21 protein-coding genes are annotated in these 19,485 nt (G+C 44.1%); 1 reads left to right on the top strand and 20 read right to left on the bottom strand.

Features of this window, described 5'->3' with window-relative positions; translation table 11 throughout:
* The first annotated feature begins 292 nt into the window (after window positions 1-292).
* Window positions 293-1,738, top strand: coding sequence for an APC family permease (locus tag DHL47_RS08885; protein ID WP_209551612.1), 1,446 nt, complete (start codon window positions 293-295; stop codon window positions 1,736-1,738).
* 200 nt (window positions 1,739-1,938) lie between these two features.
* Here DHL47_RS08885 and phoU read toward each other — a convergent pair whose 3' ends face one another.
* The 20 genes from phoU to DHL47_RS08785 all read right to left on the bottom strand — a co-directional run bounded on the left by phoU (window position 1,939) and on the right by DHL47_RS08785 (window position 19,441).
* Entirely contained in the window at window positions 1,939-2,592 is a 654-nt protein-coding gene (gene phoU / locus DHL47_RS08880) for a phosphate signaling complex protein PhoU (protein WP_002897761.1), read from the bottom strand.
* A gap of 26 nt (window positions 2,593-2,618) precedes the next feature.
* On the bottom strand, window positions 2,619-3,377 hold the full coding sequence (pstB, locus tag DHL47_RS08875) for a phosphate ABC transporter ATP-binding protein PstB (RefSeq protein WP_128837231.1): 759 nt from the start codon (window positions 3,375-3,377) through the stop codon (window positions 2,619-2,621).
* Window positions 3,378-3,448: 71 nt separating this feature from the next.
* A complete protein-coding gene (pstB, locus tag DHL47_RS08870) occupies window positions 3,449-4,252 on the bottom strand; it encodes a phosphate ABC transporter ATP-binding protein PstB (protein WP_209551611.1) in 804 nt (267 codons plus the stop codon).
* A 10-nt stretch (window positions 4,253-4,262) separates the two neighbouring features.
* Window positions 4,263-5,147 (bottom strand): phosphate ABC transporter permease PstA, encoded by an 885-nt coding sequence (gene pstA, locus DHL47_RS08865; RefSeq protein ID WP_002895770.1) that lies wholly within the window; start codon window positions 5,145-5,147, stop codon window positions 4,263-4,265.
* Window positions 5,137-6,054, bottom strand: coding sequence for a phosphate ABC transporter permease subunit PstC (gene pstC / locus DHL47_RS08860; protein WP_002895771.1), 918 nt, complete (start codon window positions 6,052-6,054; stop codon window positions 5,137-5,139). Before pstC ends, pstA begins: the two co-directional genes overlap by 11 nt.
* Window positions 6,051-6,932 (bottom strand): phosphate ABC transporter substrate-binding protein PstS family protein, encoded by an 882-nt coding sequence (locus tag DHL47_RS08855; RefSeq protein ID WP_209551610.1) that lies wholly within the window; start codon window positions 6,930-6,932, stop codon window positions 6,051-6,053. Before DHL47_RS08855 ends, pstC begins: the two co-directional genes overlap by 4 nt.
* 117 nt (window positions 6,933-7,049) lie before the next feature.
* On the bottom strand, window positions 7,050-8,354 hold the full coding sequence (locus DHL47_RS08850; RefSeq protein ID WP_209551621.1) for an RsmF rRNA methyltransferase first C-terminal domain-containing protein: 1,305 nt from the start codon (window positions 8,352-8,354) through the stop codon (window positions 7,050-7,052).
* Complete coding sequence (locus DHL47_RS08845) at window positions 8,354-9,127, bottom strand: inositol monophosphatase family protein (RefSeq protein ID WP_209551609.1); 774 nt, start codon at window positions 9,125-9,127, stop codon at window positions 8,354-8,356. The genes DHL47_RS08850 and DHL47_RS08845 overlap by 1 nt, the downstream gene beginning before the upstream one ends.
* Window positions 9,117-9,395, bottom strand: coding sequence for a UPF0223 family protein (locus DHL47_RS08840; protein WP_209551608.1), 279 nt, complete (start codon window positions 9,393-9,395; stop codon window positions 9,117-9,119). The genes DHL47_RS08845 and DHL47_RS08840 overlap by 11 nt, the downstream gene beginning before the upstream one ends.
* A 2-nt stretch (window positions 9,396-9,397) precedes the next feature.
* Entirely contained in the window at window positions 9,398-9,799 is a 402-nt protein-coding gene (locus DHL47_RS08835; protein ID WP_128837235.1) for a Spx/MgsR family RNA polymerase-binding regulatory protein, read from the bottom strand.
* Window positions 9,800-9,919: 120 nt separating this feature from the next.
* Window positions 9,920-10,843: a bifunctional riboflavin kinase/FAD synthetase gene (locus DHL47_RS08830; RefSeq protein WP_338060110.1), complete on the bottom strand. Its 924-nt coding sequence runs from the start codon at window positions 10,841-10,843 to the stop codon at window positions 9,920-9,922.
* Between the two features lie 181 nt (window positions 10,844-11,024).
* Window positions 11,025-11,903 carry a tRNA pseudouridine(55) synthase TruB gene (gene truB, locus DHL47_RS08825; RefSeq protein ID WP_209551606.1) on the bottom strand — a complete coding sequence of 293 codons (879 nt, stop codon included), beginning with the start codon at window positions 11,901-11,903 and terminating at the stop codon, window positions 11,025-11,027.
* A complete protein-coding gene (locus tag DHL47_RS08820) occupies window positions 11,900-12,712 on the bottom strand; it encodes an alpha/beta fold hydrolase (RefSeq protein ID WP_209551605.1) in 813 nt (270 codons plus the stop codon). The genes truB and DHL47_RS08820 overlap by 4 nt, the downstream gene beginning before the upstream one ends.
* Before the next feature lie 26 nt (window positions 12,713-12,738).
* Window positions 12,739-13,827, bottom strand: coding sequence for an AAA family ATPase (locus DHL47_RS08815; protein ID WP_209551604.1), 1,089 nt, complete (start codon window positions 13,825-13,827; stop codon window positions 12,739-12,741).
* A complete protein-coding gene (locus DHL47_RS08810) occupies window positions 13,824-14,540 on the bottom strand; it encodes a hypothetical protein (RefSeq protein WP_128837239.1) in 717 nt (238 codons plus the stop codon). Before DHL47_RS08810 ends, DHL47_RS08815 begins: the two co-directional genes overlap by 4 nt.
* A 9-nt stretch (window positions 14,541-14,549) precedes the next feature.
* Complete coding sequence (locus DHL47_RS08805; protein ID WP_209551603.1) at window positions 14,550-16,223, bottom strand: HNH endonuclease family protein; 1,674 nt, start codon at window positions 16,221-16,223, stop codon at window positions 14,550-14,552.
* A gap of 59 nt (window positions 16,224-16,282) precedes the next feature.
* Window positions 16,283-17,662 carry a DUF2130 domain-containing protein gene (locus DHL47_RS08800; RefSeq protein WP_209551602.1) on the bottom strand — a complete coding sequence of 460 codons (1,380 nt, stop codon included), beginning with the start codon at window positions 17,660-17,662 and terminating at the stop codon, window positions 16,283-16,285.
* Between the two features lie 17 nt (window positions 17,663-17,679).
* Complete coding sequence (locus DHL47_RS08795) at window positions 17,680-18,102, bottom strand: hypothetical protein (RefSeq protein ID WP_128837241.1); 423 nt, start codon at window positions 18,100-18,102, stop codon at window positions 17,680-17,682.
* A 70-nt stretch (window positions 18,103-18,172) separates the two neighbouring features.
* Entirely contained in the window at window positions 18,173-18,325 is a 153-nt protein-coding gene (locus DHL47_RS08790) for a hypothetical protein (RefSeq protein ID WP_209551601.1), read from the bottom strand.
* A gap of 111 nt (window positions 18,326-18,436) precedes the next feature.
* Entirely contained in the window at window positions 18,437-19,441 is a 1,005-nt protein-coding gene (locus tag DHL47_RS08785; protein WP_241209415.1) for a hypothetical protein, read from the bottom strand.
* Window positions 19,442-19,485 lie beyond the last annotated feature (44 nt).

The raw sequence follows: 19,485 nt of genomic DNA, 5'->3' as shown, positions 1-19,485 counted from the left end.
TCCCAAGCTGTTTTTGACACTTACTTTGTCAGTTTATGCCCCTGCCTCAAACGAAAAGACGGAATCGTTTGCTTGTGTGCCGGCCACTGAAGGCCAAGGGATTCAGCTTACGCTTTCCGAGTAAGTCCGGCATAAACAATCTCTCCTTTTGTTTCCTGATACAGCAGGCTTTTGCAACTTATCCTAAATATATTTTTCTAAATATATGGTAAACGCTTTCTTTTTTTAGAAAATCAGTGGTATAATTAACATATGAAGTATCTTTTCCTAATCATTTTAAGGAGGTGGTACTATGGAAAAGAACAATAAACAGCTGAATTGGGCGATGATTTCATTAATCGCCTTCAATTTGGTATGGGGGCTGGGAAATGTCGTCAATAACTACGCCCAGCAGGGACTGAGTGTCGTGACCTCTTGGGTCATCATCCTCGTCATCTACCTGATTCCTTATGCCCTCATGGTCGGTCAGCTCGGCGCTACGTTCAAGGAGCAGGAAGGCGGGGTAACGGACTGGATTGCCAATACTTCCACCAAGCGTCTGGCCTTCTTTGCTGCTTGGACTTACTGGGTGACGCAGATTCCTTATCTGGCTCAGAAGTCTCAGGTTATCCTGATTTCTTTGGGTTGGATCGTGCAGGGGAATGGGGATTTCCTCAGCTCACTGTCAACGCCTGCTCTGGTTGGACTGGAACTGCTGGCCTTCCTTCTCCTGCTCTACCTGTCCACCAAGGGCCTCAAAGCCTTAAAATATCTAGGCACCTTGGCTGGCGGTTCCATGCTGGTCATGTCCCTTCTGTTCATCCTTCTAGCTGTAGCCCTGCCTGCTATCAAGCCTGACCTGCAGCTGGCAACGGCAAATATGGACAAGGTTTCTACCTATATTCCTAAGTTTGACTTTGTCTACCTGACGACCATCGCCCTTCTCGTATTTTCCGTCGGCGGTGCCGAGTCAATGTCTCCTTATGTCAACAAAGCCAAAAACCCCGCCAAAGAATTTCCCAAAGGCATGATTGCCATGGTCATCATGGTTGGGGTCTGTGCCATCTTTGGCTCCTTTGGAATGGCCATGCTCTTTGACAGCAATAACATCCCTGCTGACCTGATGCGCAACGGTGCTTATCAAGCCTTTGACGTCCTTGGCCAGCACTGGGGTATCGGCCGTTTATTGGTCTTCATCTATGCAGTGACTCAGTTTCTGGGACAAGCTTCCGTATTGGCTCTCAATGTGGATTCCCATATGCAAATTTTCCTCGGCAGTGCTGATAAGGACTTTATCCCCGGCTGGCTGCGAAAACGCAGCAAGACCGGTACACTGGTCAATGGCTACATCCTAACAGGAGTATTGGTCAGCATTCTGATAGCCCTCCCGCTTCTCGGACTGAAGCAAATCGACAGTATCGTGCACTGGCTGACAAATCTGAATGCTATCGTGCTGCCAACATCCTATCTGTGGGTTTTCCTGGCCTTTATCTTCCTCTATCGGAATTGGGATCAATACAAGAATGCCCAATACATCTTTATCAAGAATAAAAAACTAGGCATTCTTATCGGAGGCTGGGGATTCTGCTTTACAGCTTTTGCCTGTATACTGGGAATGTTTCCGCAGATAGACATGGGCAAACAGCCGACTGAATGGTGGTTTACTTTCCTAACAAACATCATCACGCCGGTCCTTCTCCTCGCCATCGGCTTAATCCTGCCATGGCTGGCACGCAGAGAGCAAAAAGCAAAAAATTAAAAAACGAGGCTGGGACAACCGTACCCAGCTTCGTCTATTTTTATCATTTGATACTCTTCAAACTTCGTCAGCTCCAACAGACTGTTGAAGCAAATCGTGCGGAGAGCCTCATATCGTCATTTGTTCCTCTTTTATTATGTCGTTAACTCGCCTTGCAACAGTCCGGGGGAGTGAAAAGCAAAGGAAAAGACTGTAAAAGGCTATAATTCAATAATCTTACCTGTCTCAAAGTAAACAACCCATTCACAGATATTCTTGGCATAGTCGCCGATTCGTTCCAAGTAAGAGATAACTTGGAAGTAGTCACGGCCAGTCACAATCAGCTCTGGATTTTGTTTGATTTCCTCAGTAGCAAGATCGCGAATATCATCAAAGTATTGGTTGATTTTCTCATCTAGAGCTGCTACTGCATAGGCTTGGTCTACATTTCCATTGAGGTAGACGTTCAGGGTTTCTTCGACGAAATTCTTAACATCGCGCCCCATCTTGCTGATGGCATCTTCTACAGACTCGATGCGGACTTCTCCCTTCATCCGAACAGTAGCTTTGGCGATAGATACAGCGTGGTCGCCCATGCGTTCCAAATCACTGCTGGCTTTCAGCACGGTGATAACGGTTCGCAAATCCTGAGACACAGGTTGCTGCAGGGCGATGATTTCTAGAGATTTCTTCTCCAGTTTCACCTCGTATTCATTGACTTCAGCGTCGTCTTCAATGACCTGACGAGCCAGTTCACGGTCATGTGTGACAAAGGCACGAACCGTTCGGTTAATCTGCGATAGGACTTCGTTTCCCATCGCATAGAATTGATTATGAAGTTTTTCTAAATCTTCTTCAAATTGTACTCTAAGCATAAAATTCCTTTCTCTTCTGCAGCTGTTTAGCCAAACTTACCGGTGATATAGTCTTCTGTTTCCTGATGTTCAGGACTGAGGAACATCTTTTTCGTCTCGTTAAACTCAATCAGATCGCCCCCTAGGAAGAAGCCGGTCCTTTCGGAAATCCGTGATGCCTGCTGCATGGAGCGGGTGACCAGCAGCATGGTGTACTTGTCTTTCAGACCGTACAGCGTTTCCTCAATCTTTCCGGCAGAAATCGGATCCAGCGCTGAGGTTGGCTCATCCAGCAGGATGATTTTCGGACTGGTCGCCAATACCCGGGCCACACAGACCCGCTGCTGCTGACCGCCGGAGAGACCGATAGCCGAATCATGCAGGCGGTCCTTCACCTCATCCCAGATAGATGCCCCGATAAGGGAGCGCTCGACTGCTTCATCTAAAATATTTTTGTCCTTGACACCATTGATGCGCAGGCCATAGACCACATTCTCATAAATGGTCATCGGAAAAGGATTGGGCTGCTGAAAGACCATACCAATCTCCTTGCGCAGCTCCACCGTATCTGTCCGCGGACCATAAATATTGTGGCTGTTGTAAATGACTGTCCCAGTCGTTGTCACTTCGGGATTCAAATCCCCCATGCGGTTGATGGCCTTGAGCAAGGTTGATTTGCCGGATCCCGACGGTCCGATTAAGGCCGTGATTTCATTGGGCATAAAATCCAGTGACACACTGTTTAAAGCCTTCTTTTTATTATAATAAACCGACAAGTCCTTGACTTGCAAAATAGGTTCTGTCATTCGTTTTTCCTTTATTTTTATTAGCGTTTATCGGAAAGGCATCGCCGCATCCTGCGCCCCCCCTCCAATGTTTAGCCAAAATGGCCGGATACATAGTCATTGGTGGAGCGCAGTTTGGCATTCTGGAAGATATTGGCGGTCTTGTCGTATTCGATCAAGTCGCCCAGATAGAAAAATCCTGTATAATCACTGGCCCGGGCAGCCTGCTGCATGTTGTGGGTCACAATGATAATGGTATAGTCATTCTTGAGCTCAAACATCGTTTCTTCCAGCTGCATGGTCGCAATCGGATCCAGGGCAGAGGCCGGCTCATCCATGAGCAGAATGTCCGGCTTGACGGAGATGGCCCGGGCAATGCAGAGCCGCTGCTGCTGACCGCCTGACAGGGTCAGAGCAGACTTGTGCAGGTCGTCCTTGACCTGATCCCAGAGAGCTGCTTGCTTGAGCGAGGTCTCCACGATTTCATCCAGAACCTTCTTATCCTTGACACCGGCCCGCTCATGGGCAAAGGTGATATTGTGATAAATGGATTTGGCAAAAGGATTGGGCCTCTGAAAGACCATGCCGATGTGCTTGCGCATCTCATAGACATTGATTTCCGGCCGATTGACATCAATCCCCTCATAGAGAATCTCACCAGTCACATTGGCAATATCAATAGTATCGTTCATGCGGTTGAGGCTGCGAAGATAGGTGGATTTCCCTGATCCAGACGGGCCAATCAAAGCAGTGATTTTATTTTTTTCAAACTGCATATCAATGCCCTTGATGGATTCCTTTTTACCATAGTAAACATGCAAATCCTTGGTCGACAGGGCTACCTTTTCTTCAGGAAAAGTAATGATATGTTTTTCATTCCAATTATATTCTGTCATTTCTTCTCCTTTAAGCAGAGGTTAATTTCTTATGCAGATAGCTACCTAGTTTGCGGGCTCCAAGATTGAAAATCAAAATGAAGATCAGGAGAACCGCTGCTGAACCTGCAGAAACAGCCGTTCCATCAGGAATTGTTCCCTCGCTGTTGACCTTCCAGATATGGACAGCCAAGGTCTCAGCCTGACGGAAGATAGAGATAGGACTAGTAACGCTAAAAATATTCCAGTTTGACCAGTCAAGAGCTGGAGCTGACTGACCTGCTGTATAAATCAAGGCCGCTGCTTCACCAAAGATACGACCAGAAGCCAGTACAATCCCTGTCACAATACTAGGCAAAGCTTCTGGGATGACCACATGCAGGACCGTTTCCCAGCGGGAAATTCCCAAGGCCAAACCAGCTTCACGTTGCGTATGATGGACATGGCGCAGGCTGTCTTCGACATTCCGCGTCATCTGTGGCAGATTGAAGACTGTCAGAGCCAAGGCACCAGAAATGATTGAGAAGCCATACTCAAACTGGACAACAAAGATCAAATAACCAAAGAGCCCTACCACTACCGAAGGCAGTGAAGATAGAATTTCAATACAGGTGCGGACAAAGTTGGTCACTGGGCCTTTCTTAGCATACTCTGACAGATAAACCCCAGCCCCCATAGAAAGAGGCACAGAGATAATCAGAGTAATTACCAGCAGGAAGAAGGAATTGTATAGCTGAATCCCAATACCACCGCCAGCTTGGTAAGAAGAGGATTTCCCTGTCAAGAAAGACCAAGAAACATGCGGCAATCCTCTAACTAAGATATAGAGGATGAGAGAGGCAAGGATGGCAACAATGATACTCGCTATTGTATAGAGAACACCAGTCGCCAATTTATCTAATTTCTTAGCGTGCATAGTTTTTCTTACCTCTTTCTTTTGTAATTAGTTTAATCACACTGTTAAAGGCTAAGCTCATCATCAAGAGCACCAGAGCCAGAGACCAGAGAACGTTATTGTCCACTGTTCCCATAACGGTATTTCCGATTCCCATGGTCAAGACAGAAGTCAATGTAGCTGCTGGCGTTGTCAAAGAGGTTGGAATCACCGCAGAGTTACCCACGACCATCTGGATAGCTAAAGCTTCACCGAAAGCACGCGCCATTCCAAAGACCACAGCTGTAAAAATACCTGAGCGAGCAGCCTTGAGTGTTACCCGCCAAATAGTCTGCCAGCGCGTTGCGCCCATAGCCAGACTTGCTTCACGGTAGTGGCGTGGCACAGCACGCAGACTGTCCGTCGTCATAAAGGTTACTGTTGGCAAAATCATGACAAAGAGCACAAAAATACCAGACAAAATCCCAAAACCCGTACCGCCAAAGACTGTACGGACAAAAGGTACTACGATTTGCAGACCGATAAATCCATAAACAACAGACGGAATACCAACTAAAAGCTCAATCGCAGGTTGCAGTATCTTTGCTCCTTTTGGAGAAACCTCTGTCATAAAGACAGCTGCACCAATCGCAAAGGGAGTTGCTATCAGAGCAGATAGAATAGTAACGATAAAGGAGCCTAAAATCATTGGCAGGGCACCGAATTCCTTACCAGAAGGATTCCAGACACCACCAAAAAGAAAATCAAAAACATTAACGCCGTTGACAAAGAAAGTGGATAAACCTTTCTGAGCAACGAAAATTAGAATCATAGCCACAATCACCACAATCAGTGACAGACAGGCAAAAGTCAGATAGCGGCCAAACTTCTCCAAGCGAGAATTCTTAGAAGGCGATAACAACTTTTTGGTTAATTCCTCATTTTTCATTTTGAATCTCCTTCTATTGCTGTGACATTCCCATCAGCATCCTTGCTGACTTTCATATCATTGATAGAAATATAGCCCATGCTGGATACAATCCCCTTCTGAACATCGTCAGACAGCATGTACTCCAGAAATTCAGCCGCCAGACCCGAAGGCTCTCCCTGTGTATACATATGCTCATAAGACCAGAGCGGCCAGCTGTTGGTCGTTACATTTTCAGCAGTAGGCTCATAGCCATTCAGCTTGATGGTCTTCACCGAATCATCCACATAGGCAAAAGCCAGATAAGAAATCGCCCCTGGTGTCTGAGACACGATGGACTTCACCATACCGTTTGAGTCCTGCTCCTGACTCTGTACTGCAGTTTTTCCATCCATAATGACGCTGTCAAAAGTCGCCCGCGAACCAGAGCTGGCAGCCCGATTGATGATGGAAATCTCCAGGTCCTTGCCGCCGACCTGATTCCAGTTGGTAATCTCACCGGCAAATATCTTCTGCAGCTGCTCGGCCGTCAGATTGTCAACATCGACTTCTTTATTGACAATCACTGCAAGACCGGCCACGGCAACCTTATGGTCCACCAGAGCCGAAGCATCAATGCCGTCTTTTTCCTCCGCAAAAACATCGGAATTGCCGACTTCTACCGCACCGGACTGAACCTGCGAAAGCCCCGTACCAGAACCGCCGCCCTGGACATTGACAATTTTGCCAATATTGTTGGAAGCAAACTCATCCGCCGCTGCTTCTACCAAAGGCTGCAGAGCAGTTGAGCCGACCGCCGTCATGGACTCACCGCGGTCAATCCAAGACGAACAGGCTGAAAGAGCCAGACCCAGAGTCAGCGCCGCCGCCGACAAGATTATTTTTTTGAATGTGTTCAAAAGATTTCTCCTTAAATAAAATGAAGAGGTCGAAAAAGCCTTGCCATTCTGAAGTCACTGCTGGCCATGCCTTCACACCTTCAACTATATCATATAATAGCAGCTTTTCCTAATATTTTACCTAAATCGCAGACCCTTGGGAAAAAAATTTTTCAAGGTTGTCCCAGTGACCTTGGCAAAGCCCAGACCATTGCCCTCCAAAACCAGCTGATACCAGCCATTCGCAAGGCTTTGAGGCAGCACCAGAGTCTCACCGGCAGCATATTTTTGGAAATCCTGCCGGTCAATTTTGACGCACTTTTTTACTTCGCTGGGTTTGAGAGCCAGACCGAGAGCAAAGCTCGGCTCAAAGCGATTCTTTTTGAACTGCCCCAGATGCAGGCCGTTGCGGACGATCCTCAGCTTGGACATATCCGGGAGCCCGGCAGGCAGCAGATAGAGATGATCCCCAAAAGTCTGCAAATCACCTGTCAGGTCAGCCTTTAGGTGCTTTTTCTGAAAGTCCTGCCAGAGTTGCTGCTGTTGGGCTGTCAGACGATGCCGAAAGGGCTTGATTTTCTTGCAGGTATGGTCACAGGTAAAGCGGAATTTCGCCGCAAACTGCCCCTCGCCCCGAAAATGATGCGGATACATGCGGGCTGTCTGCGGAAAGCCAATCCCTTCTGTCATGCCGTTGATTTTCGGAATTTCCTGCAATTCCAGCGGAAATTCCTGCAAGAGCCAGGCAACCATTTCTTCATTTTCCTCCGGCGCCCAAGTACAGGTCGAATAAAGGAGCTGTCCGCCGGGTGCCAGCATTTTGACCGCATCCGTCAGAATCTCTCGCTGAAGGCGGGCACAGCTGGCAGGATAGTCCGGTGTCCAGTACTGGGCGGCCTCCGGCTGCTTGCGGAACATCCCCTCACCTGAGCAGGGAGCATCCAGCACAATCAGGTCAAAATACCCCTGAAAGACAGCTGCCAGACGATCAGCTGATTCATTGGTGATCACGGCATTTCTGGCTCCGAAACGCTCAAGGTTCTCCGCCAGAATCTTGGCCCGCTTGCTGCTGATCTCATTGGCCACTAAAAGGCCGGTATTGTCCAGAAAAGAAAGCAGATGGGTAGACTTGCCGCCGGGAGCGGCAGCCAGATCCAGCACTTTCATGCCCTTAGCCGGAGCAGCGGCCTGCGCTACCATCTGCGCGGCCGGCTCCTGTGAATAGACCAGACCAGTCACGTGCTCAGGCGACCGGCCGGATACCTTGCCGTAGTGTCCCCAGTCCGTATGGGGAATGGTATCAGGAAAATCCTGCTGCCCTTCTTTCAAAGGATTGGTCCGAAAGGCTGCGATGGGCTCCTCGTCAAAAGCCGCCCAAAAATCAGCTGCTTCTGATCCCAGCAGTTTCTCATATTTTTCCTTAAATCCTAGCGGAAAATCCATCACTGCTCTTTCCCCTTCTCTAAATACTTCTGCAAGTCTTTCAGCTTAGACTGGGGAGCCATCATGATGGGCTCCTGCCTTTGAAAATCAGGCTCTTTGCCGTCCAGTGTCTGAATGACAAAGCCCAGCTTAGCTGCCATGACATAAGCCGCCGCATAATCCCAAGGCCAGTTGTAGGAGAAATAAGCCACCAGACCGCCGGACAGGACCTTGGCAAAACTGATGCCGGCACTGCCATAGACCCGCACTCCCAGACATTCCCGTGAAAAATCCGCCAATCCCCAGTGATTGTGCTTGAGCATGCCGGCATTGGAAGCCATCAGATAGTCACTGAAAGGCTTGTTTTCAAAAAACGGCAGTTTTCTGTCATTGCAGTAAACATCAAAAAGCCCGCCGCCATGATAGAGCTGGTCTCTGGTCACATCATAAATCAGGCCGAACTGACCGATTCCATTTTCAAAATAGGCCAGCATAATCGCAAAATCAGCCTTCTGGGTAATGAAATTGGTCGTGCCGTCAATGGGGTCAATCACCCAGACCGATCCGTCCGCAATGCTGTGGCGCAGCCCGTTTTCCTCCGCCAGAATGGCATCCTCGGGGTAGCGGGCCAGAATCTTCTTCACCAAATCGTTCTGAATCTTTTGATCCATCTCCGTGACCAGATCGGTCGGACTGGACTTCTGCTTCACATCCAAATCATCGTACAGATGATCCAGCAAAAAAGCACCAGCCTGATAGATGATTTCCTTCGCAAAACGAAATTTATTTTCCAAGAGAAATGCTTCCTTTCCCCTTTCTTTTCGCCTCCTGAACAGCACGATAAATCGAATAGCCGCTGACAGTCTCAAACTCACGGCCAATCCGCTTTTCCTCTCCCTTGCCGGGAACGACCTGCTTAAAAGCTGCGTAGGACCTGAGCAGGCGCTCCGCCTGAATGTGCCGCTCATAGGCAGCTTCTACATCATTAAAAAAAGAAAGCACCGAAGCAAGCTCTTCAGTGCTCCACGATAAATCTAGTGGGTAACTATAATTTTTGTCCATCTTTACTGAATCTCTGCTCTCATCGTTGCAGCTCTCAGCTCTTCCTTACGGTAGCCCCGAGGCAGAAAAGCGCGAATTTCATCCTCATTAAAACCAATCTGCATGCGCTTGCCGTCTAAAATAATCGGACGCCGCAAAAGACTGGGGTTTTCCTCAATCAACTGAATCAAAGTTGAAATGGACAAGCTCTCCACATCCAAGTCTAATTTCTGAAAAATTTTTGAGCGAGTTGAAATAATGTCATCCGTACCATTTTCTGTCAGCGAAAGGATATGCTGCAATTCAGAAGCTGACAGCGGGCTTGTCATGATATTGTGTTCGGTAAAGGGAACTTCATGATTAAGCAACCAAGCACGCGCCTTGCGGCAGGAGGTACAACTCGGCGATAAAAATAGTGTGATCATGCTTTTCTCTTCTTACTTTGTATAATAACTACTTCTATTATACTAAATTTTACTGGACTTGACTAGGTTTTTTTGGGAATCCTTCAGCTTTTGTCATAAAAATATAATCTTTTTATCTTTTTAGGCTCCTGCTGTCCATGCACGGGCCGTCTCCTCATCGCTTTTCAGCTGGGCAGCCAGCTGGTCTACACCGTCAAATTTGACCATGTCCCGGATCTTATCCAGCCAGAAAACCCGAATGGTATCGCCGTAAATATCCTGCGAAAAATCGAAAATATTGACTTCAAAGCGAAGCTCATCGCCTTCAAAGGTCACGTTTTTGCCAACGCTGGCCATACCGCGGTAAAGCCGGCCTTCATGCTCAACATGGACTACATAGACACCGTCTGCCGGCAGGATAACCCGGTCCAGCGGCGCCAGATTAGCTGTCGGATAGCCAATCGTCCGGCCTCTGGCATTGCCATGCACCACAATGCCCCGCGTAGAAAGCGGGTAGCCCAAAAGCTCCTGTGTCTTGGTCATGCTGCCAGCTGCAATGGTCTCGCGAATGCGGCTGGAAGAGATCTTCTGCCCGTCCAGATTGACTGAAGGGATAATGACAATTTTCCCCTCAAAATAATCACCCAGTTCATGCGATTCCTTGCGGTCAGAGCCAAAATGATAGTCAAAGCCGGCCACCACAGCCTTGGCCCTCAAACGTTTGACATATTTTTCAAAAAACTCCTGAGCAGTATTGCCTGCAAAACGGCTGGTAAAGTCAATCAGATAAAGGCAGTCAACTCCCAGCGCAGCCAGCTGCTGCCTGCGGTCTGCAGGACTAGCCAGATGCAGCATGAGCTCTGGCTGGTAGCGGACAAAGGCCAGTTTGGGCGACTCCGGAAAGGTCAGCACTGCAATCTTCAAGTTCTGCTCCTTGGCGATTTTCCGAGCCTCAGAAAAGAGAGCCTGATGTCCCCTGTGAAGTCCGTCAAAATACCCCAGAACCAGAACCGTGTCCTCCGCCTGCTCAATATCTTTTTCATCTTTAATACGAATCGTTTTCATCATTCCTCTATTTTACTATGCCTCGTAGTTTTTTACAAGATAGAAGCTGAAAAAAACAAAAAGAGGCCAGTTGTGCGGCTGGCATCTTTTTGTGAGGTTTAATGTAGCCATTATATCATAGAGACAGCTGACTATCCATTACACCATTGTGACAGTTTTTTGACAATTCTAATGCTAAAGATCAGAGAAAGACCTTTCTGGGCTTGTACATCTCGTCCCGCTTTTCCAAAATCGCCGCTAACTTCTCCCCATCAAAACCAGCCAGCTGGACCTCGTCTGAAAGCAGGCTGATAAAACGGCCGTTTTTCACATCTTGGATCTGCTCCTCTGTGAGCTGGACCTTGGTCAAATCACCGATTCCTAACTCCAAGGGCTGGAGAAAGGAGAAGTCCTCTGCTGCCGCCAGCTCTTCAATCTGAGCCAGCGTCAGGGCCTTTTCTAAGCGCATACCGGCAGCAGCCGTCCGCGTCAGCTGGGACATGTGGCTGGCATAGCCCAGCCTGGCTCCCAGATCCACCGACAGGGTGCGGATATAAGTTCCCTTACTGCAGCGGACACGGAAAGGAAAGCGGGCTGCCTCCTCCTCATAGGCCAAAGGACCTGTCCGCTCAAAACTGTATATCGTCACCAGCCGCTCCGGCCGCTCCACTTTCTGACCGCTTCTGGCGTACTCATAAAGTTTGCGGCCCTTGACCTTGACCGCTGAGTACATAGGCGGAATCTGCCGCAGCTGACCGGTCATGGACTGCATCGCCTCATCAATCAGGGATTCTTCCACAAGCTCTTCTACCGGTGTGCTTTCCACCCGCTCACCGCTGGCATCCTCAGTCGTCGTCGAAAAGCCCAGAGTGATCTCCCCCTCATAGGTCTTGCCTTCCTCCTGCATAAACTCCACCAGACGCGTGGCCTTGCCGACTGCAATGGGCAGAACCCCCACCACATCCGGATCCAGGGTCCCGCCATGACCGATTTTCTTGGTCTGTAAAATCTTTCGCAGCCTAAAAACTGCATCATGCGAGGTCATGCCCGCTTCTTTTCTTAAGTTGATAATTCCGTTCATTGGTTACTTTCTAAAAATTCCAAGACAAGCTGCTGAAATTCTTTATTTTTTTCGTAGAGGGCATGGCCGCAGTCAGGCAGGACAATCAAGCGGCTGTTTTCGATGATTCGATTTAATTCGTAAGAGGCTTCCAGACCCAGAACATCATCCATCTTTGCACCGACAATCAAGGTCGGACAGAAAATCCTGGCCAGCTCTGCTCTGGCATCGTGTTCCTTACAGGCCTGGGCCTGAATCAGCAGTCTCTCTTTATTCTTTATTTTCCCGAAAAATCCCATTAGCTTATAGAGATATTTCAGACAAGCATAGGTCCTGCTGCTATAGGAGTGTTGGCCAATATCAGCCATCAAATCCTGATACTGATCTGCCTGTGCCAGCCTCATCCAGTGTCCGACCCGCTCCCTGCTCAGTTCATTGGCCCTAGCTGTCGTAACTGCTAAAAGCAATCGACTGACCTTATCCGGAAAGTCAAGGGCCAGCCACTGAGCAATCATGCCGCCCTGAGAGATGCCCAGAACAGGAGTTTGGGTCAGTCCCAGCGCTGTCATGGCTCGCGCTAAATCTCCGGCCATGTCTCGGGTGCTACAGCCCACTGGCAATTCATTCATCCGGCTGAAAACATAGACCTTGTAGTCCCGACCCAGTCGCCGATATAGAAAGGAAATGCTCTGAGCCATGCCCCTTACAGTCGCCAAGCCGTCCCCCAGGCCGGGAATCATCACCAGAGGCTTCTCCCCTCGGCCAAAGGTCACATAATCCATACTTTTGTCTGCCAGATGCAGGACATGATTTTTTGCGCTATATACCATCTTCCAAACCTTTTTATAAGAGCAGACTAATCTACAATGTCTTCCTCAGTAATAAGCATAAGTTCTTCTTTTGAAACTGAGGAGATTTTGAATATTCTTTTTGCCTGGTTCATAATCACGGCATCAAATAAATTCCTAGCCAATCGTCCGTTAGAATTAACTTCGTCTTCATTTTTCATCTGTTTTTCTAATACCTCTTTGAGTTTTATTTTAGCTTTGTCACTAATCAGATAATCGTTCTTGTTACAAAAAAATGTAAAAATAGAGAACATTTCATCTAAAGAATAATCATTAAAAATTATAAAATTATTGAACCGTGATTTTAATCCTGGATTTGATTGAAAAAACTTCTCCATCAAATCTTGATAACCTGCAACTATTACAACAAGATCTTCTCTATAATCTTCTAAGGCTTTTGTTAGTTCAGTTAAGCATTCCCTCCCATAACTATCACTATTTTCATTTTCAGTAATACTATACGCCTCATCTATGAATAGGACTCCTCCTTTGGCCTTTTGAACCAAGCGCTTCACCTTGATAGCTGTTTGTCCTTGGTACTCCGCAATCAAATCTGTTCGACTTGTTTCAATAAAGTGTCCTTTACTTAATAGGCCAAGAGATTTATACATTTTTCCAACAATCCTTGCTACAGTTGTTTTAGCTGTTCCTGGATTTCCTAAAAAAGCCATATGCATCGTTCTATAAGCTTTTTTTAGATTTTGTCTTTCTCTTAAAATTTGTACTTTATTAAAACAAATCAAATTGCTGATTTGTTCTTTTACAAAATCTAATCCAATCAACTCATTCAGTTGATTAGATAAATCCTCAAAGGAAAGAGCGGCTTCTGACTTTAAAACACTATATTTCTCATCAATTTCCCTTGCCCCTAAATATTTATAAAGCAATTCTATAATATTCCCCTGCTTAACATCAAACTTAGGGATAATTCGTTCTTTCTTTAAAATTCCCAATTTTTGAATAAGTTCAAGCTCGGCATTGCTAGAATAATTTGCTATATCATTGACTATCTTTTCCAACTGATATTTAGATGAACTAAATTCGTCTAAATTCCTAACCTCTTTACATAATAATTCAAAATACGTTTCGCTTATCATCTAATCCCCCAATAAAGTGTCAAAATAAACAAAACAACAAAAAATATTATAAAAATATACATTGTCTTTCTAAGCATCGCACTTTCTGCCTTTACAGTTTTTAATTCAGATTGATAACCAGTAATTAAAAGTTTCAATTCATCGTATTTACTTGTATCAGAAATATTTTTTTCTATTTTGTTTATTTGAGATTGTAAATAATCTTGGTTATTCTTTTGACTAATAAAATTCTGTAAAATTGAATCGTGTTTATTAAGAATCTTTAAAATTGTATCTTCATTGTTTAAAACTTCATTTAATAATTCTTTGTTTTGGTTTTGGTAACTTTCGATTTCTTTTAAACCTTGAAGTGCTTTTTGGTTTGCAGCTTGAGCACTATTCAGTGAAAATGATATATGTTTCAAGTAATCATCATCTAAAATCTGAAATGTCTCATAGATTGTATTAAATTCCTGAATAATTTTTTTGATATTTTTATTCTGTTCAATCATTCTATCCTGAATTACTTCAGTCAAATGATTCATATCTTTTCCTTTTACAGCATAATCAATATCAACCAGCCCAAACATTTTTTCATTTTGTGGCACTGTGGGCAACTCAGATTGTTTTGGAATTTTTTCACTAAATTCTTTCAACTCATCTTTTTTATTATTAAACTTTTCTAAATTTTTAAGTCCCATAACTTCAAGCGATTGTTCAATTTGTTCCGACATTTTTCACCCCTATAATAAATCAAGCAAGTCTTCCTGCATTTTTTTTAAACCAGTTTGTTTATTTACAAAATATTCTTCATTTTCAATAATTTTCTGCTTATAATCATTCGTTTCTATAAGTTCATCATTTCCCAATTTAGCTACTATTTCTTGCAAATTCCGATGATTCTCAGACATGTTTGCCAATATACTGTTGCGATAATGAGCTACTTTACCTTCTACAACAGCAATTTGGGTATCCTGAATATGTAATACACTATTTTTCACCTCTAGTTGCTTCTTTACATTCTCTTCAACCAGTCTATTAGAAATGAATCTATCTAGCTGGTTAATTGCAACAGCTCCTATTAAGCCAGATGTTAAACTAGCAAAAAACAGACCTATAATATTGGCAAAGGATCCTAAAAATGGAATTTCTATCTGCATTCCTGGGACTGTCATTAAAAATTTTGAAATAGTTTCACCAAGAAAAAATGCTCCTGTTGCTGTAATCCCTGTTATAAGAATTTTAGAAATACTTGCTATTTTTAATTCTACAGTTTGATTTTTATTTGCAGGATTTAGCAAGTAAGAAATTGCCTGATTTACAGAGGCTATAGCCTGCTTAATAATACTTGTAAACTTCACAAATGTTTGACCTACAGCACCCAAAATTTCTGAAATGATACTGCCAATAAAGGAAACTGCTCCCGCTTCAAAAATACTAGAAAGCTTGTTAAAAAATGATTTAATTGCTTGTTTCATTTCCTCCAAAAAAGAATCAACTGACTTTTTCTTAGATTTTAGAAAACGTATAAAAGCATTCATGATTTCTTTTAACAATGCAAATAAAGATGAAATTGCCATAACTTTTAAAGCATCTTTACCTGCTTTTTTTCCTATATTCAAAGTTGCTTTTGGAGCGATGTCTTTATAGATTGCTTTCTTTGCAGATTTTTCAGAATCCATCATCAACTTATCCTCTGCATCTAGTTTATCCTGTAATTTTTTGTCATTTTTTGCTTTAAGCTGTTTCTTTTCAACTGTACTAATACCACTTCTCTTATCAATCTTATCATTAGCACGTTTATTTTGCTCTATTAATTTTTGTTCTCTTACTTCTCTACCTTTAATGTATTCTGTATTTGATTTGGCACCTTTACTCTTATTAAGTGATTCGTTGGTCGCTTTAAGGTTTTCTGGTTTATTTGCTAAATCTTTTGTATTGATATCAGCAATCTTACGCCAAGAATTATCATATATTTCTTTTCTAGGAACAACATGGTCCAAATTAGCTTTATCATTAATTTTCAGTTTCTTTCCTGTGTATTCATCTTTCAAATTCCCCTCACGCTGCTGTTGTTTCATTTGCTTATTGGCATCACGATAACTCTTGTCCTGAAGAACAGAGTTTCCTACATTTTTAGTGTATCCATCAGGATTTTTTCTGTCATAGGCTTGCACGAGTGTTTCATCTGTTAAATCCAAACCAATTTGATTAGCAAACTGATTCCAGACTTCTTCCAAAACAATCTCTCCTAAATTATCTGGGTTGCTGATTTTTTCTTTTTCTTGTTTCAGAATTTCCAATTCTTCAAAACTTATTGCCAACTGACTTTCCAAAAGTTCCTCTAGTTCGTCATAACTAAATTCCGATTCACCATTGGTTAGTTCAAAATTTTGTGATAAATTTTCATTTTTCATAATAATCTCCAATAAAATAAACTTAAGTTTGTTTTTTTAAAATAGCTTCGTCTATATTTCTACTCCCCCTTCAAAGCCTCAAACTTGGCCTTCATAGTCTGGTTTTTACGGGTCAGTTTTTTGACAGAGACGTCGTCCAGTTTGTTGTTGGCCAGACGCAGCTGGTTTTCAGAAGTCGTCAGGAATTTCTTGACCTCTTCCATGCGCTTGATGGCCTTGTCAATCTCATCAATGGCCTTGCCAAAGTTGGTCGAAGCAGAATTGTAGTTTTTAGCAAAAGCCACTTTGAAAGCATTCAAATCATCTTCAAAGTTGGTAATGTCAATGTTTTGACCGCGCATATCAGCCAATTCCTGCTTATATTGGAGAGAATTAAGGGCCGCATTGCGCAGGAGGGTAATCATGGGCAGGAAGAACTGGGGCCGGATGACATACATCTTCTCATAAGCATAGGAGACATCCACGATACCCGAATTGTAAAGATCGCTGTCTGCCTCCAGCAGGGTCACGAGAATGGCATACTCACACTTCTTCTCATTCCGATCCTTATCCAGCTCCTTGAAAAAATGCTCATTCTTTTTCTTGGTCGCCGTCTCGTCACCTTCATTTTTCATTTCAAACATGATGGAGAGGATCTCAACGCCATTCTCATCCACCTCCCGGTAGATGTAGTCGCCCTTGCTGCCGGTTCTGGCGTCATTGTCTTTGCCAAACTCCGCTCGTGGAAACATGGCCATACGGTTCTTGTTAAACTCGTACTCGCAGTGCTGTTCCAAACTCTCGCCAATCATCTTAGTAGACTGCTTGGCCTTGAAATCCTTGTAAAACTCAATGGTCTCATCTTTCTGCCGCAGCTGTATTTCATAGCGTTCCTTGAGGGAAGTCTGAGCAATCTCCGCTTCCTTTTCCTGCAGGGCCAGCTGATTTTTAGCCGCATCCCGCTCCTTCTCGACAGCAGACAGGGTCTTCTGCAGCTGGTTTTCATGCTCCAGCCGCAGGGTCGCCAGCTGATTTTCCAGCTGCTGGACTTCCTTGTCCTTAGCAAGAATCTGCTGACTGGCAGCCTGCTCGGCCTCTTTCCTCGTCAGCTCCTGCTGGGTTTCAAACTGAGCAATCTGACTGCGGAGATCGGCAAGAGCTTGGTCCTTTTCAGCCATTTGCTGATTATAGTCCTTCTCCACATCTTTTTTGACCAGCTCCTTTTCCACAGCAAACTGACTGACCTGATGCTGCAGATTTGCAATCTCCTGCTCCTTTTCCGTCAGCAGGGTCTGCTGCTGATTCTGAGCCTTTTGCTCCGCCAGAGCCAACTCCTGCTCAATCCGCGCATGAATCTCCCTGTCAAACTCTGCCGTCCGTACTTGGGACAAAAGTTCACTATACTGGCTTTCGTTGACTGTAAAAACTTCCCCGCAGTTGGGGCATTTGATTTCGTTCATAGGGTACCTCTTTATTTCTATCGTTTCTCTTTTCCAATCTTGTAAATTATATCGCCTGTATATACGATTTCTAATTGGCAAGAAAAAATCTTGTTTTCTATAGACAACTCTCCTTGCCAAAGACATTTTTCGTAACCGTAATATTCATAAATAATCGTAAAATCAAACTGTGGAAATTGCTTTAAAAAATCCTCCAATGAATAGAGACAGCCTGTGAATGTCTGATTTTTCTGATTATCCAAAATGTAAGCTTGGCAAAAGTCAGGCTCAGCATTTTCAAAACAAATACTGGCTTCATAATATCTTTCTTCCTCTTGGCTATAATCAATCATATACTCAAACTGAATGTGTAAATCATTATTTTCGTATAAAATTTGACTGACCCTTAAATCGTGTAAAGAAAATGGAGTATCAAAACTTCTGTAAAAAATTTTTTTCATATTTCTCCTAACCATAGCCTCTACTTCCTCAGCAATACTACAATACTAATAATGTAATGGCTAGCCCAAACTAATTCCACAAACCAAAATAATCCTTCGCTTCTTCCAGAGTCAAACTCTTTCCCAGCTGATAATTTTGATAGGCATGTTCTGACTGTTCTTTCAGCTCTTGTATCAATCTTTTCTCAAAATCGTTCTGAAAATTTTCCTCAACTTTTGGCATCTTGCCCCTCCTATATCTTCTACATCATTATAGCACACTTGACTGGTCTGGCATAGTCGAGGACATAAGCTCCTGTGAACGAAAAAAAGCAAACCTAGGGCTTGCTGAATATTATGGGATTAAAATCCTTTCTTTATAATCCTCAGGGAGTTCGTAAGATATTTCACCTATACTATTGCCTAACCTACTTTTGCTAAAAATAGAAGAAAGTTTTGAATCAGCCTCGGATTTAATAGCAAAGCGTCCATTATAAAAACTTATAACGGCCGGTACTGAGGAATCCTTAAAAATAGACCGACCATCCTGTGAATAAAACTCTGCCTCTATAGTCGCTGCTTCCTCAGGATATTTTTCAAATGTAACATCGAAACGCAGCTCTTTAGTGGAATAAGGAAAGTAGTCTTGCCTTTTACTCAGGCGAATGCTTTGAATCTTCCCCAATGATTGTTCCAGTTCTGGATCTGCTCGATAGAGTTCTGTTTGGATAGCTGACTTGAAATTTTCCTGGTGTTCTTGCAGCCACTGGTCAAAGAGAAGGGCTGCTCTTTCTGTTTGAACCTGTTTCACAAGACTTTTCCCCAAATCAGAAAGAGAGTCCGCGAAATTTTTCCATGCATATTCTGCGACCTCTTCCTCTCGTTTCCAATCCCAAAAAGAATTTTCAGACACTTCAAAGTCTGCATACCAACTGGTCATATCCTGATCGGCATCTTCATAAGGATTAGGGTGAATAAAAGTAAAAGGAGGTATCTCAGCATCCGGAAAAGACAGCTCGCCCTTTAATGACTGTTCTCGATTGTCATTGACATAAGCCGAAAAATAAATATGATAGTTCCCGCTGATTGAGCCGCCATTATCGTATTCACCCTGAGCAGTGCCCGGTAAAAGTGTAACCGACTGTATATGCTTTTTTTCAGGATCCAGCATTTCAATGATTGTTTCCTTGATTGACTCCTGATGTTCGACAATAAACTTTCCGTCATCGGTATAGTCATAAGAATGCTCAACCAAAGATGGGAGACAGGCAATAAAAACAAGTAGGGCAATACCACAGAAAATAAAGATGAATTTTTTTGATTTAAACACAGAAAAAGCCTCATATTGATAATGATTCATCTATTATACCATTCCTCCCCCAAATTAAAAACAGCAAACCTCCC

Origin of the sequence: Streptococcus panodentis (genome assembly GCF_017884005.1) — a bacterium.
Classification (GTDB): Bacteria; Bacillota; Bacilli; order Lactobacillales; family Streptococcaceae; genus Streptococcus; species Streptococcus panodentis.
This window is presented reverse-complemented; position numbering and strand designations above follow the sequence as displayed.

What these genes read in the sequence shown, in the direction of transcription:
- DHL47_RS08790 (WP_209551601.1), bottom strand. Translation starts at nt 18,325, where the DNA reads ATGCCAAAAGTTGAGGAAAATTTTCAGAACGATTTTGAGAAAAGATTG.
- pstC (WP_002895771.1), bottom strand. Translation starts at nt 6,054, where the DNA reads ATGAAAAATGAGGAATTAACCAAAAAGTTGTTATCGCCTTCTAAGAAT.
- DHL47_RS08820 (WP_209551605.1), bottom strand. Translation starts at nt 12,712, where the DNA reads ATGGTATATAGCGCAAAAAATCATGTCCTGCATCTGGCAGACAAAAGT.
- DHL47_RS08805 (WP_209551603.1), bottom strand. Translation starts at nt 16,223, where the DNA reads ATGAAAAATGAAAATTTATCACAAAATTTTGAACTAACCAATGGTGAA.
- pstA (WP_002895770.1), bottom strand. Translation starts at nt 5,147, where the DNA reads ATGCACGCTAAGAAATTAGATAAATTGGCGACTGGTGTTCTCTATACA.
- phoU (WP_002897761.1), bottom strand. Translation starts at nt 2,592, where the DNA reads ATGCTTAGAGTACAATTTGAAGAAGATTTAGAAAAACTTCATAATCAA.
- DHL47_RS08830 (WP_338060110.1), bottom strand. Translation starts at nt 10,843, where the DNA reads ATGAAAACGATTCGTATTAAAGATGAAAAAGATATTGAGCAGGCGGAG.
- DHL47_RS08810 (WP_128837239.1), bottom strand. Translation starts at nt 14,540, where the DNA reads ATGTCGGAACAAATTGAACAATCGCTTGAAGTTATGGGACTTAAAAAT.
- truB (WP_209551606.1), bottom strand. Translation starts at nt 11,903, where the DNA reads ATGAACGGAATTATCAACTTAAGAAAAGAAGCGGGCATGACCTCGCAT.
- DHL47_RS08850 (WP_209551621.1), bottom strand. Translation starts at nt 8,354, where the DNA reads ATGGATTTTCCGCTAGGATTTAAGGAAAAATATGAGAAACTGCTGGGA.
- pstB (WP_128837231.1), bottom strand. Translation starts at nt 3,377, where the DNA reads ATGACAGAACCTATTTTGCAAGTCAAGGACTTGTCGGTTTATTATAAT.
- DHL47_RS08800 (WP_209551602.1), bottom strand. Translation starts at nt 17,662, where the DNA reads ATGAACGAAATCAAATGCCCCAACTGCGGGGAAGTTTTTACAGTCAAC.
- DHL47_RS08885 (WP_209551612.1), top strand. Translation starts at nt 293, where the DNA reads ATGGAAAAGAACAATAAACAGCTGAATTGGGCGATGATTTCATTAATC.
- pstB (WP_209551611.1), bottom strand. Translation starts at nt 4,252, where the DNA reads ATGACAGAATATAATTGGAATGAAAAACATATCATTACTTTTCCTGAA.
- DHL47_RS08840 (WP_209551608.1), bottom strand. Translation starts at nt 9,395, where the DNA reads ATGGACAAAAATTATAGTTACCCACTAGATTTATCGTGGAGCACTGAA.
- DHL47_RS08815 (WP_209551604.1), bottom strand. Translation starts at nt 13,827, where the DNA reads ATGATAAGCGAAACGTATTTTGAATTATTATGTAAAGAGGTTAGGAAT.
- DHL47_RS08785 (WP_241209415.1), bottom strand. Translation starts at nt 19,441, where the DNA reads ATGAATCATTATCAATATGAGGCTTTTTCTGTGTTTAAATCAAAAAAA.
- DHL47_RS08835 (WP_128837235.1), bottom strand. Translation starts at nt 9,799, where the DNA reads ATGATCACACTATTTTTATCGCCGAGTTGTACCTCCTGCCGCAAGGCG.
- DHL47_RS08795 (WP_128837241.1), bottom strand. Translation starts at nt 18,102, where the DNA reads ATGAAAAAAATTTTTTACAGAAGTTTTGATACTCCATTTTCTTTACAC.